Raw genomic sequence first — 12,734 nt, forward strand, 5'->3', positions numbered from 1 at the left:
TATCGTGTAAGACGCAGCTTTATAAAGCAATTAACGCATAGTAACGAACTCTTCGGCGCCAGTTGGGTGTATTGCGACAACGGCATCAAATTGCGCTTTGGTTGCGCCCATCTTCATGGCAACACCGAAACCTTGCAGTATCTCATCCATGGCGAAGCCTATGCCGTGAATACCGACAACGGTCTCCTCAGGGCCTGCACATACTAGCTTCATCTTACAGGCTTGACGGTGCGCCGTGACCGCTGTGTACATGGAGGTGAAACCTGAGGTGTAGCACTTAACATTTTCTGCACCGTATTGAGCAACGGCTTCAGGCTCTGAAAGTCCCATGGTACCGATAGCTGGGTGGCTAAAGACTACCGTAGGTATAAGCGTGTAATCCATCTTAGCATCAGCCATACCATTGAATAGACGCTCTGAAAGTAGACGGCCAGCTTTAACGGCAACTGGAGTTAGCTCAACGCCACCTTCGATGATATCACCGACACAGTAGATACCTGGATTGGTCGTGTTTTGCTGTTCGTCGACAACCACATAACCACGATCGTTTAGCTTAACTTGGGTATTTTCCAGACCGATATTGTTGGTTGAAGGTTTACGGCCAATCGCCCAGATGAGGCTATCGACTTCGAAGCTTTCGCCATTCTCAAGCTTAAGGGTTAGGCTGCCATCAGCATTTTTACTGACCGATTCTGGGGTGCTATTGGTATGAAGTGTCGGGCCATCAGTTGCCATTGACTCCATTAGCGCTTCGCTTAGCATAGGATCGAAGCTACGTAGCGGTGCATGCTTACGGACAAAAAGTTGGGTTTCACTGCCAAGTGAGTGCAGTACTCCGGCAAGCTCTACGGCAATATAACCAGCTCCGATAACAGCAACACGCTTAGGTTGCTCTCTTAGCGCGAAGAAACCGTCAGAATCGATACCATGTTCAGCACCAGGAATATTGGGAATGCTAGGTGAACCGCCTGTGGCGATCAGAATGTGATCAGCTGTGTACTCTTGGCCATCAACCTCTATGGTGCGCTCATTAACAAAGCGGCCATAACCGCGGACGAGTGTGACCTTGTTACTTTCAAGACCACGATCGTATGAGCCATGGATTCTTTCGATATAGGCTTCACGGCTGGCAACTAAGGTGTTCCAGTCAAACTTATTGACGGTGACATCGAAACCATAGTCTTTAGCGTATAGATGTAGTGCCTCAGCGACTTGAGCACCGTACCACATCACCTTTTTAGGGACACAGCCTACGTTGACACAGGTTCCACCTAAGGCTTTTGCTTCGATTAATAGTACCTTAGCACCGCGCATCGCCGCTCGGTTTGCCGATGCTATACCACCACTACCTGCGCCAAGACAGATATAGTCAAAATGTTGGGCCATTATTATCTCCAGAAGGGTTATACACTATAATCATTGTCCACATTGTAGGGGGAAAACTAAGCGCAAACCAGTAATTGATTATTCGTGCTCTGACTGGAGGAGTAGACCTGATGGCTAATCATTTTATTGCTCGCTAAAAAACTAACGTCGATATTGGCAATGGTCATGATCTGTCTGCTTGGGTCCCTCGGCGCCGCACTTCAAGCATTTCCACTCCTGCTCTCTGATACTTAGCTCCTTTTTATGGTAGCTATTTGCATTTGAGTTCCCCTTATCGTTGAGCTTTCTTTCAAGGTGATCCATACGTGCATCGAGCCAGCGACAGCCGGGATCATTGGCCACACTTGTTCGACTGGCAAGTTGCTGTTTACGCGAAAGCTTGCTCTTTTTTGATCTACTTTGACTTCTCTTTCTGCTCTTAGCGGGAGTGGATTGATACTCTTTGGTTGGTTTTATCGAGGGGATCTCCAGTGCACTCTCCTGTTTTGATGGTAGCTGTATGGGGTTACCTTGACTGTCGAGTACGGAGCCCAGCGGTAAGGGTTTGGAGTTACTAGCATGGGAAGGGGGGATTAGGCTGAGAAATAAAATGGTGAGTAGCAGTGGTAAATGAGTCGCAGCATTCAGCCTTGGGGTATGAGAGAGTGACATTCCATGTTCCTCTGTGAGAGTTTAAAGACAATCCCTGTCCTTTGTTCTATCTGTATCAAGACTATAAATCTAGTCAACAAGAGTGACTTTTTCAAACCGATATTTAACCTAATTGGTATTAGAATACCCAGGTTAAGTGAACCCCAGCAAAGGTTTGATCTAAACTGGATTCTACTTCATCCATCTTAGCTTCTAGTTTGATATCTTCTTGCGCGATCGTGTGACTAACATGCCCAGAGATAATGACATTTTGAGCTAACTGGTACTCAGCTTCGACACCAAACTGGAAATGGTTCGGACCATTGTGATCTTCGGTTGCATATTGAAAGTCAAAGGCTTGAGTTACATAGGGGGTAAATGTAAACCCATCTAAAAGCTCCCAACTGCTGTGTAGGCTGGCCTCGACAAAGTAACCGCTGGCCTCTGTGGCATAGGTGTAATTAATCGAGGGAGTCAGCCATTCTACGCCTGAGTAGCTAAGTGAGCCAAACAGCTCATTGTCGCTACAACGCTCATCACCATAAGACTCTATTCTTTGGTAGCCTAAAGTGGTTTCCAAGTTTTCAGTCAGCGCTATGCTGTATTCCAGGCCTAAATTCCACTCGGTGTAGTGCTGGCTATCGGCGCGGCCCATGGTGGCGTAGACATTGAGGTTTCCATGTTGAACAGCGGCGCTGCTCCAAAAGATGCCGCCTTTGTCTAAGTTGTTTCGCCCCTCTGAGATATAATCAGAGTCCCAACCTAGATCGATTAAATACTGTGTTTCATTGTCTTGATTTGGCGTGAATTTGTTAGTGCTATGGGAGTCGTCGATAGCCGAATTTGTGTCAGCCGCAGCAGGAGCTGCCATACTGATCAAGCATGTTAGTAGTGTGAGTGTCAGTGTGTTTTTCATATATGACTCAAATATAGGCTAGGTGTCTCAGTTTTGCGGATGATACAGCTCAGCTTTAATGTGTAAATGATAACGCTTTGTATTTGCGATCGGCTTATCAACTCCGGCAGTGTAAAGATTTGGTAAAGTATTTTTTTGAGCTGGGTCAAAGTATTGGCCTATTTAGCCTGATAGTCAGCCATATTATGCGCATAAATGTTTTACTTGAATATTGAAGTAAAAGCCCCATATCTATCTTAATCAGATTTTTGCGCTTTTTTCAGCGCTCCAATCTCTCTCTATCGCAGATGCTGAGGAATAATCATGAGCAACCCTTTGCTAACCAGCACCGTTTTACCCCCTTTTTCCAAGATTAAACCTGAACATATTCAAGCTGCTGTTGAGCAAGGCATTGCAGATTGTCGTAGTAAAATCGATGAAGTATTAGCCCAAACAGTGCCTTTCACCTGGGATAATCTTGTTGCTCCACTTGAGGAGACGGATGATGCCTTAGGTAAGATCTGGTCTCCAGTCTCCCATATGAATTCAGTTGTGAGTACGGAAGAGTGGCGCGCAGCCCACGATGCTTGTCTGCCACTGCTATCTGAATATGGCACTTTTGTCGGTCAGCATCAGCCCCTGTATCAGGCTTATAAATCATTGAGAGCTTCGGCAGAGTTTGAGCAGATGACTCAGGCGCAGCAAACTGTGATCGAGCATAGCTTACGAGATTTCGAATTGTCAGGGATCGGGCTAAATGATACTGATAAGCAGCGTTATGGAGAGTTGGTTAAGCGTATGTCTGAGCTAACCAGTAGCTTTTCAAATCAGCTACTCGATGCCACTCAGGCTTGGACCAAGCTAGTGACTGATGAAGCTGAGCTGGCTGGACTACCTGAATCTGCCGTTGCCGCAGCAAAAGCGATGGCTGCTGCGAAAGAGCAAGACGGTTGGCTATTTACTTTAGATTTCCCTTCATACTTGCCTGTGATGACCTATAGCGAGAATCGTCAGCTCAGAGAGGAGTGTTACCGCGCCTTTGTGACCCGAGCTTCAGACCAAGGGCCTAATGCCGGTGAGTTTGATAACGGTCCGTTAATGGATGAGATATTGTCACTTCGCCATGAGCTTGCCCAGCTACTAGGTTTCGATAGCTTTGCCCATAAATCTCTAGCCACTAAGATGGCTGAAAGCCCAGAGCAGGTGCTCGAGTTTCTTAATGAGTTGGCACTACGCTCCAAAGAGCAAGGTAAAACTGAGCTTGCTGAGTTAACCGAATTTGCAAAGCAGGAGTATGGCGTTACTGAATTAGCGTCATGGGATTTGAGCTTCTATGCAGAGAAATTAAAGCATCACAGATATGAGATCTCTCAAGAGCTTTTACGCCCATATTTTCCTGAAGACAAAGTTTTATCAGGCCTTTTCTACACGGTAAATCGCCTATTTGGGCTGAATATCACCGAGCAGAAAGAGTTTGATTCTTGGCATAAAGATGTGCGCTTCTTTACGATAGAGGACAGCGAAGGTGAGCACAGAGGTAGCTTTTACTTCGACCTTTATGCCCGTGAAGGCAAGCGTGGTGGCGCTTGGATGGATGATTGCCGTGCTCGTCGTCAGACGCCTAACGGCCTGCAAAATCCAGTTGCTTACTTAACCTGTAACTTCAATGCACCTGTTGATGGTAAGCCTGCGCTCTTTACTCACGATGAGGTTACGACACTATTCCATGAATTTGGTCACGGCATTCACCATATGCTGACCAAGATAGACGTGGCTGGAGTTTCTGGTATCAATGGCGTGCCTTGGGATGCGGTAGAGCTACCAAGCCAGTTTATGGAGAATTGGTGCTATGAGGAGGAAGCGCTGGCTGAGATCTCTGGTCATCATGAAACCGGTGAGCCACTGCCGAAAGCCATGCTAGATAAGATGTTGGCGGCTAAAAACTTCCAATCGGGTATGGGGATGCTACGTCAGCTGGAGTTTTCTCTATTTGATTTCAGAATGCATCTGGAATATGACCCACAACAGGGTGCAGATATTCAGGGTAAGCTCGATGAGGTGCGTAGTCAGGTTGCTGTCATTAAGGCTGCCGATTTTAACCGTTTCCAACACAGCTTTGCCCATATCTTTGCTGGTGGTTATGCCGCTGGATACTACAGCTACAAATGGGCTGAAGTACTTTCGGCTGATGCGTTTTCTCGTTTTGAAGAGGAGGGGATCTTTAACGCGGAAACTGGCCGCAGCTTCCTTGAAAACGTACTGCAGATGGGCGGAAGTGAAGAGCCGATGGAGCTATTTAAACGATTCCGTGGCCGTGAGCCACAAATTGATGCCCTGCTGCGTCATTCAGGGATCAATGCTTAAGTCTGTTTAATCTCAAAAATGCCAATCGGTTTAAATCGATTGGCATTTTTTATATTCATATTCATCAAGTTCAGAGCTAGCTTTCCCACAGGAGTAGTTTGCGCCAGCCATTTACATTTGCTGGACCGCCTTTTCTGACAACAAAGTTACGTATGACCCTTCCCAAGAATGTTCGACCTTTAGAGGCTAATTTTATGATCCGGTTAGACTCGTCGATGACCCAAGATATTCGCTCTAATCTTTGTTGTTTAAAGAGGTTGAAAATAGTATCAAGGTCTTGATGCTTATCGAGTAGATCCGCAAGGCAGTGAACATCCTCCAGTCCCATGCCAACACCTTGCTGTAGCGCAGGAGGGCAGCCGTGCAGTGCGTCACCAATTAACAAAACTGAGCCCGAGTATACCTCTCTAGATACGACGGATTGCAGGCGACCGGGAATAATATCTTCATCGCAAGCTACTGCCTGAATAGCTTCTACTACTTTATCTTCAAAGCCCTTAAAACGTTTTAATAGCCATTGCTTGTCTTGTAGCTTTGTCCATTGATGACCTTTATCCAACACATGTGCGTAACAGTAAACCTTGTTGTCTGGCATTGGGTAGCGCATAAAGAAGCTGTCTGAGCCTAAGTAGTAGGTTGGTTGAAGACCGGCTGTTGGTTGATCGATTAAAAATCGCCAATTGGTCACCTGTAGATCTTCAAGCTCCGGCTGATTAAATGTCAGTTCACGCACTTGTGAGTTGATACCATCTGCGCCTATTACACAATCGAACTCCTCTATACGGGAATCGCTAAAGGTGACCCTAACTCCTTTATCTAGCTGCTCTATGTTACGTGGACTGGTATTGAAAGTGACTTTACTCTCCATGTCTTTGCGTAATAGTGCCAGAAGCTTAGCCCTAGGAAGGGCAAGGAAAGGTTGATCATTAAATGGTGGAGTAAGTAGAGAAGCCGAAGATAGTAAGTGACCGTTAGGTTTTACATATTTTATCTTCTGCACTGCGTAGGAGAGCTGAAGTAATTCATCTTTCAAACCTAGCTTTTCTAAACCAGCTACAGCATTGGCAGGTAAACAGATCCCTGCACCATCCTGACTCCACCCTGGTGATCGTTCAATTAGTGTGTATTTTTGTTGTAACTGGTCAAGGCGGCGAGCGAGAGCTAATCCTGCTATTCCTGCGCCAACAATTAAGATTTTCATCGATTATCTTTATGCTTATCAAAGGAAAATTTTCCACAGTATGGCATATAAATAGTTTATCCATAGCTGATCTTATCGACCCGATTAAGTGCATGAGAGTGAGTTAGTTTAAAAGCCGAGAGAGGATAGGTGGTATAGCTTGTCTTGTTATCTGGTATGACCTTTGTTAGCCTTTGCGCTCTTAATTTTCAAGGATGTGGGCTAAGTTCTAGATGAATCTCTATTTTAGGCTGTTTTGGTTGTTTGTTTGGCGTGTACGCCACTGTAACTCTATCGGTTTTTTAGGCACCAGCCGTATTGCTTATCGTGCTTTGCCCTGTGACTGTGATATCAATTTTCACGTGACTAACTCTCGTTATCCTGCATTTTTGGATCTGGCCAGAACCTATATGTTGGCTGAAATGGGCTTTTTGAACCGTTTTATTAAACTAAAATGGATGCCGATTGTTAATGCGGCCGAGTTCACCTATATCAGAGATATAAAACCTTTTACTAAGTTTGAGATTGAAACCAGGCTAGTAGGGTGGGATGAAAAGTATTTCTATATTGAACAAAGGTTTGTCAGTGACAATACCCTGCACTGTATCGTGCATGTACGTGGTGTGTTTGTGTGTAAGGGTAAACAAGTTCCGATTGATACCATGGTGAAAGAGGTCAATTTTGAAGGCCCTGCCCCTGAACTGCCAGCAGAAGTGGTGAAATGGAAGGAGTTTTTGCAGTTAAAGAAAGAGCAAAACATGTAGAACCCATTGCATTTTAATGATTAAGCTTTTGCTAGAACCTAGAACCTAGAACCTAGAACCTAGAACCTAGAACCTAGAACCTAGAACCTAGAACCTAGAACCTAGAACCTAGAACCTAGAACCAGCTAGTACTCAAGCCTAGAGCCTAGAACCAGCTAGTACTCAAGCCTAGAAGTTAGCTTAGAGCTATTATGGTATTGGCCTGCGGCCTATTAATACCTCTGTTTCGGCTAACTCTATCTCCTCTTTTACTTGCAGGTAGGCTCCTCGCAACTGAGCTTGAGCCCAGTAACGGCTTAGGTTGTCATATTTAAAAATTTGAAAATGATCTTTAGCGTAGAGTAGGCAGGGGATGAGTGCACAATCGGCTAAGGTTAAGCTGTCGCCGCATACCCAGTGGCTAGTTTCGAGAATATCATCGAGGTATTGCAGAAAGCGTTTGATGCTTTTTTCTAACTGTTTAAGCTTTATATGATTGGTGTCCTCAGGGTTAAGTTTTTGCTGCTCATACTCAAAAAGTACATTACTGAGCTCAAGATCGATCAATCTGTCCTGTAGTCGAGTATCAAGAGCGAGTGAGGGGCTAATTGGGAGCAAGCGAGTGCCTTTTTTAGAAAACTCATTATCTATGTACTCAATAATAATGCTGGATTCAGGCAGCAGTACTCCCTTCTTACTCTTAAGTAGCGGCACTTTCCCCGGAGGGTAAAACTGACAAAAATCTTGTCTGGAGAGGGGATCGGAAAGCTCTACTACTCTAGGATAGAAGTTTGCCTGCTTTTCATAGAGTGCAAGTAAGACTTTTTGCGAATAACGGGAGAGAGGGTGATAAAACAGTTCCATTCCCGCCTCCTAGATCGTTGTGCTTTTGTGACTGTATTCGTTTTTAGGTTTGCAGTAGTTAATTCGACTGCTGTTATTGGTAACTCTAGCTTATTATTCTTAACTCAGTTCCGTATCAAATTCAATCTTTCATATTCTCAGGTTTCATCTTGATTTGGATAAAGTCTAAAAATGCTTTTACTCTTGGGGGGATAACTTTGTCGAATGGGTGAATTGCGTAGACTCCACCTTCATCGAGGTGATAGTCAGGTAGAATATGTATTAACTCACCTTGTGCTATCTCATCTTCTACTAAGTAGCTGGGCAATATAGCAATACCCGCTCCCTGCTTAACCATCTGCGAAATTCCATGTCTGCTATTGCAGCAAATAAATGGAGAAACCTTAATGGTAAATTTATCGCCATAGCTGTTCTCTAACAGGAATGATTGAGGCAGATGAGTCGACGTTTGCAATATCCATTGGTGGTTTAACAGCATGTCCGGATGTAGGGGAGAACCATGCTGTTGAACATACTCTGGCGTAGCCACGATATATTCATCGAACTGACCTAGTTTGATGAAGCTGGTATCTGTTGGTTGTTGAGTCTCATTTTGAATGGCGATATCAACACTGTTTTCCAAGCGGTTGATGCGCCTGTCATCTAATTGAAGGTTGATCTCGAGTTTAGGAAACTGTCGACGAAACTCACCAATATGGGGAGTGATAAACTGCTCACCAAAGCAGATAGGGGTTAATAATGACACTCGTCCCCTGAGCTCAGTGCTTTTTGGCTGAGTGGTCTCTTCAGCTTGTTTCGCCAGTAGCAAGAGTTCAGCGCAGTGATGGTAAAGTTGCTGGCCATCTTCCGTTAGCGCCATCTTGCGTGTTGTACGCTCAATCAGCTGAGTCTCACACCTCAGCTCCAACTTTTTAAGGTGTTGACTCACCATAGAGCGACTGATCCCTAGCTCATCAGCCGCTCCAGTTAAGGATCCCTGTTCGACCACGTTAGCAAACACTAACATTCGATAGAGCTGAGCTGAGTCCATCACCATCCCCTCATGTAGTACCTCAGCTCAAGCCCACTCTTTGTTTATTGATAGTTAGCAACAAGCCAAGGTATATAAAGATTGTTTATTAAAACTAGGGCGAAGAGAGGAGTTTGTCCAGAATACTTTAGGGCAATAGTAGCCGCTATCAATGGAGCTTGGGGATGAGAGAAAAAAGCCGCTAATGGATGGGGTCATTAGCGGCGGTAAATAGGTTGGCAATTATAGTCGTTTATGGGGGACTCAGTAGTGATGCCGAACCTATGGCACTAGAATGACTGTTAGCTCTTCAATGGACAACTCGCCTAAAAAGCAGTTGACAGCTTAAGATGCCTTAAGTGGATTTAGTGAGATGGGGTTGTGGCTAAAACCTGGCTTTACTAGCAGCTCTGGGATCATTTTTCGTTGCTAATCCCTCTCTCTCTAGCTTGCTTTCTCTTATTGTTTTCATACTATAGAGCCCAATATTTGTTTGAATGTCAGTATAAAAATATGAGCCAGTTAGAATCTTTTTCAACTATTTATCAAAGAGCAAGTGAGCGTAAGGGGGGAGATGAGAGCCTTGAAAGTTTGCTTACTTCCAGTTTGACGCCAGATGAGATTGGTCAATATAAAGATGCTGAACTTCTCTCTGAGATGAGTAAAAAGGTATTCCAATCAGGGTTTATCTGGCGAATCGTTGAGAATAAATGGTCGGCGTATGAAGAGGCTTTTTTTGGTTTTGAGCCACACAAGGTATTGATGTTATCTCCTGAGCAGTTACAGGAGCGGGCGAGCGATCCTAATCTTATTCGTCATATGAAGAAGACCATGGCTATCTATGATAATGCCTTGATGACCCATGATATTGCCCGTGAGCACGGTAGTTTGGCTGAATATATCGCTAACTGGCCAAGTGAAGAGATCACACAACTTTGGGCAGTGCTTAAACGCCGTGGTACTCGATTAGGTGGCAATACTGGCCCCTATTTTCTGCGAGCGATAGGCAAAGATACTTTTTTGCTTACTGGGGATGTGCAAGGCTACCTCACTTCTCATAAGCTGGTTGACTTTGGTTTTAGCTCCAAGAGCGGTTTAAAACAGGTTCAGGGGGTCTTTAATACTTGGCAGCAGCAATCTGGTCGCAGTTTAGCTGATATCAGCCGAGTGCTTGCTTGCAGTGTCGGGGACAATCGAATTTAAATTTTTAAGCAAAAAAACCAGCCCGGTAGGGCTGGTGGATGTTCGCCAAGAAATTAGCAATAAATAGAGATAAAGATTGAGCTATGTAGCAGGGTAAAACTTAGAACTTAAAAGCTTTTACTGACACCGATTACAAATCGGTCATCAAAAATTTCTGTTTGTGTACCATAAACCTTATGTGTCTCATCGACGGTGCTGCCGTGGTATCTAAGGTCAAACTTTAGGCCTGCATAAGTTTTGCTGATACCTAAATTCCAGTGACCCCAACCTTCGGCGCCTTCGCCATCAAGGTCTTGGTAACCAACTGAGCCTGAAAGGTTAACGCCATTGCTGAACTCATAGCTTGGGTGAATTGCGTAGTTAACACCTTGCCAGCCATCGACACCAAACCAATCATCTATCGTTGGTGTTACTTCCAACTGTATGTTGGCTTGACCAAACTGCTTACCCACTTTAAGCCAAAGCTCAGTGTAGTTTGAGTATGAAGCACCTGGGTAAAGGTATGAGAAGACCATCACGTCATAGGTGATACCGCTGTCACCAAATTCACCTGCTTTACCGATAAATGGCGCGGTAACGATCTCAAGATTTGGATCGGCGAACTTGATGTTAGAAGCGAAAACACCACCATACCAACCATCATCGTTACCCCAACCTAATGTACCTTGTACTACAGGGACATCACCGTCTAAGGTTTCAGATTCACCACGGAAAACATAGTCAGATGCAAAAGTTAGGTTGCCATTGATGGTACCGCCTAGCACTTGATTATTCTCTTCAGCCTGAACCTGAGTCACAGAGGCTGCTGATAGTAGTAATCCACTTAGTAGTAACTTGTGTTGAAGTGTCATCTTGATAGTCATGGAAGTCATCTCATTTAATGTATTTGTTAGCACAGAAGCACTATAGGGGGTAGTTGTGAATAGCAATGGGGTGTGGGATGAATCAATCGCTAATAAATATGAACAATTATGAATGAATTGCTATCAGACGGAGTCAACTGAAGGTGTGAAAAATTTAGTTAATTACTCCAATAGTTTCAGCGGCCATTAAACATGCAGGCAACAAGCATATCTAACTGACGATGGATTTAACTTATCTGTAACACAAGAGTCTGATCTAGTGTATAAATTTGCATTAGCTTACAAAATTCCGACTGCTTCTCCTTGTTGCAAACCGCCAGTTATGAGATAAAGACAAGTTCAAATCTTACACAAAAAATTATGCTGCCCACGTGTATAAGCTGCGGAGTTTCCTGCTGCTCGTATTTGTGACCTCGACTGGTGGCGTCAATTAGGAGTTCTCATGCGGCAAATAGTGAAAATTGCCTCTGTTATAAGTGTGGCGTTATGGATAACTGGCTGTGACCAAAAACCAGAAGGTTCAGGTACAGCTGCAGGCCCACAAAGTGTACCTGTAAATGTGATAAAAGTGGCAACTCAACCTCAGGAGATCACCTTAGAGTTGCCAGGCCGAAGCCGTGCGTATTTAGAAGCAGAAGTGCGTCCACAGGTCAGTGGTATTGTACTGGCTCGTAGTTTTAATGAGGGTGGAGAGGTCAAGAAAGGCCAGTCTCTTTATCAAATTGATGCGTCGCAGTATGAAGCTGCGCTAGTGAGTGCGAAGGCCGAGCTAGAGCGCGCACAGGCAGCTGAAAAGTCGACTAAGGCAACGGCTAAACGTTTTAGCTCACTGATTAAAAGTAAATCTATTAGTCAGCAAGACTTTGATACTGCAGAGGCTAACTACCTAGAAGCTAAAGCCAGCGTTGCTGTTGCAAAAGCGGCAATTAACACTGCTGAAATTAACCTTGCATACACTAAAGTAGAATCACCAATTTCAGGCCGTATCGGCAAATCTAACGTGACTGCGGGTGCGCTAGTTGGTGCAGGTCAAGCGCAAGCATTAGCCAATATTTCACAGCTTGATCCGATTAATGTTGATATCGTTCAATCGAGCACGCAGATGCTACGCCTTAAGCAACGTATCGCCAGTGGCCAGTTGTTGAATGATAATACAGCTCCAGTTGCCCTGTTTTTGGAAGATGGCAGCCGTTACAGCCATAAAGGTAAGCTGCAGTTCGCAGAAGTTACCGTCAATGAAAACACCGGTGCCGTGGTATTACGTGCTGAGTTCCCTAACCCGGATGGTTTACTACTACCTGGTATGTTTGTTCGTACTGTACTGACAGTGGGAACAGACCCTGAAGCGATTTTGGTGCCGCAAAAAGCCGTGACTCGTAACCCTAAGGGGCAGGGTGTTGCAATGGTGGTCAATGCTGAGAACAAGGTTGAGCCTCGTATTGTAGAAACTGCTGAGGTTATCAATCATCAGTGGCTGATCACTAAAGGCTTAGAGGCTGGCGACCAACTGATTGTTGAAGGTCTGCAGAAGATACGTCCTGGTGCGCCAGTTACACCTCAGTTAATTTCTGAAGCGAAAGCTCAAGCAGAATAGTAG

General features: G+C 44.7%; 11 protein-coding genes. 4 read left to right on the forward strand and 7 right to left on the reverse strand.

Translation table 11 applies throughout. The features are described from left to right. Positions 1–30: 30 nt before the first annotated feature. The 3 genes from gorA to SWOO_RS00645 all read right to left on the reverse strand — a co-directional run bounded on the left by gorA (position 31) and on the right by SWOO_RS00645 (position 2,932). Positions 31–1,386 (reverse strand): glutathione-disulfide reductase, encoded by a 1,356-nt coding sequence (gene gorA / locus SWOO_RS00635; protein ID WP_012322771.1) that lies wholly within the window; start codon positions 1,384–1,386, stop codon positions 31–33. Between the two features lie 141 nt (positions 1,387–1,527). Continuing rightward, entirely contained in the window at positions 1,528–2,037 is a 510-nt protein-coding gene (locus tag SWOO_RS00640) for a hypothetical protein (protein WP_012322772.1), read from the reverse strand. A 118-nt stretch (positions 2,038–2,155) separates the two neighbouring features. After that, a complete protein-coding gene (locus SWOO_RS00645; RefSeq protein WP_012322773.1) occupies positions 2,156–2,932 on the reverse strand; it encodes a hypothetical protein in 777 nt (258 codons plus the stop codon). Between the two features lie 303 nt (positions 2,933–3,235). Here SWOO_RS00645 and prlC point away from each other — a divergent pair, with 303 nt between their 5' ends. Then, the gene (gene prlC, locus SWOO_RS00650) at positions 3,236–5,275 is read left to right on the forward strand and encodes an oligopeptidase A (RefSeq protein ID WP_012322774.1); all 2,040 of its coding nucleotides are present in this window, start codon (positions 3,236–3,238) and stop codon (positions 5,273–5,275) included. Between the two features lie 76 nt (positions 5,276–5,351). On the opposite strand, the gene SWOO_RS00655 is transcribed toward prlC, so the two are convergent. Further along, complete coding sequence (locus SWOO_RS00655) at positions 5,352–6,476, reverse strand: FAD-dependent monooxygenase (RefSeq protein ID WP_012322775.1); 1,125 nt, start codon at positions 6,474–6,476, stop codon at positions 5,352–5,354. A gap of 212 nt (positions 6,477–6,688) precedes the next feature. Here SWOO_RS00655 and SWOO_RS00660 point away from each other — a divergent pair, with 212 nt between their 5' ends. Continuing rightward, positions 6,689–7,219, forward strand: a complete 531-nt coding sequence (locus tag SWOO_RS00660; protein WP_012322776.1) for a thioesterase family protein — start codon at positions 6,689–6,691, stop codon at positions 7,217–7,219. Between the two features lie 189 nt (positions 7,220–7,408). Here the strand turns inward: SWOO_RS00660 and SWOO_RS00665 are convergent, their stop codons facing one another. Continuing rightward, positions 7,409–8,062 (reverse strand): glutathione S-transferase family protein, encoded by a 654-nt coding sequence (locus SWOO_RS00665; protein ID WP_012322777.1) that lies wholly within the window; start codon positions 8,060–8,062, stop codon positions 7,409–7,411. A gap of 121 nt (positions 8,063–8,183) precedes the next feature. After that, positions 8,184–9,092, reverse strand: coding sequence for a LysR family transcriptional regulator (locus SWOO_RS00670; protein ID WP_012322778.1), 909 nt, complete (start codon positions 9,090–9,092; stop codon positions 8,184–8,186). Positions 9,093–9,584: 492 nt separating this feature from the next. On the opposite strand from SWOO_RS00670, the gene SWOO_RS00675 reads away from it, so the two are divergent. Beyond that, the gene (locus SWOO_RS00675; RefSeq protein ID WP_041417449.1) at positions 9,585–10,274 is read left to right on the forward strand and encodes a DNA-3-methyladenine glycosylase I; all 690 of its coding nucleotides are present in this window, start codon (positions 9,585–9,587) and stop codon (positions 10,272–10,274) included. A gap of 107 nt (positions 10,275–10,381) precedes the next feature. On the opposite strand, the gene SWOO_RS00680 is transcribed toward SWOO_RS00675, so the two are convergent. Next, entirely contained in the window at positions 10,382–11,137 is a 756-nt protein-coding gene (locus SWOO_RS00680; RefSeq protein ID WP_012322780.1) for a TorF family putative porin, read from the reverse strand. A 442-nt stretch (positions 11,138–11,579) separates the two neighbouring features. Between SWOO_RS00680 and SWOO_RS00685 the strand changes: the two genes are divergently transcribed. Next, complete coding sequence (locus SWOO_RS00685) at positions 11,580–12,731, forward strand: efflux RND transporter periplasmic adaptor subunit (RefSeq protein ID WP_012322781.1); 1,152 nt, start codon at positions 11,580–11,582, stop codon at positions 12,729–12,731. The last annotated feature ends 3 nt before the right edge of the window (positions 12,732–12,734 follow it).

Origin of the sequence: Shewanella woodyi ATCC 51908, assembly GCF_000019525.1 — a bacterium.
Classification (GTDB): domain Bacteria; phylum Pseudomonadota; class Gammaproteobacteria; order Enterobacterales; family Shewanellaceae; genus Shewanella; species Shewanella woodyi.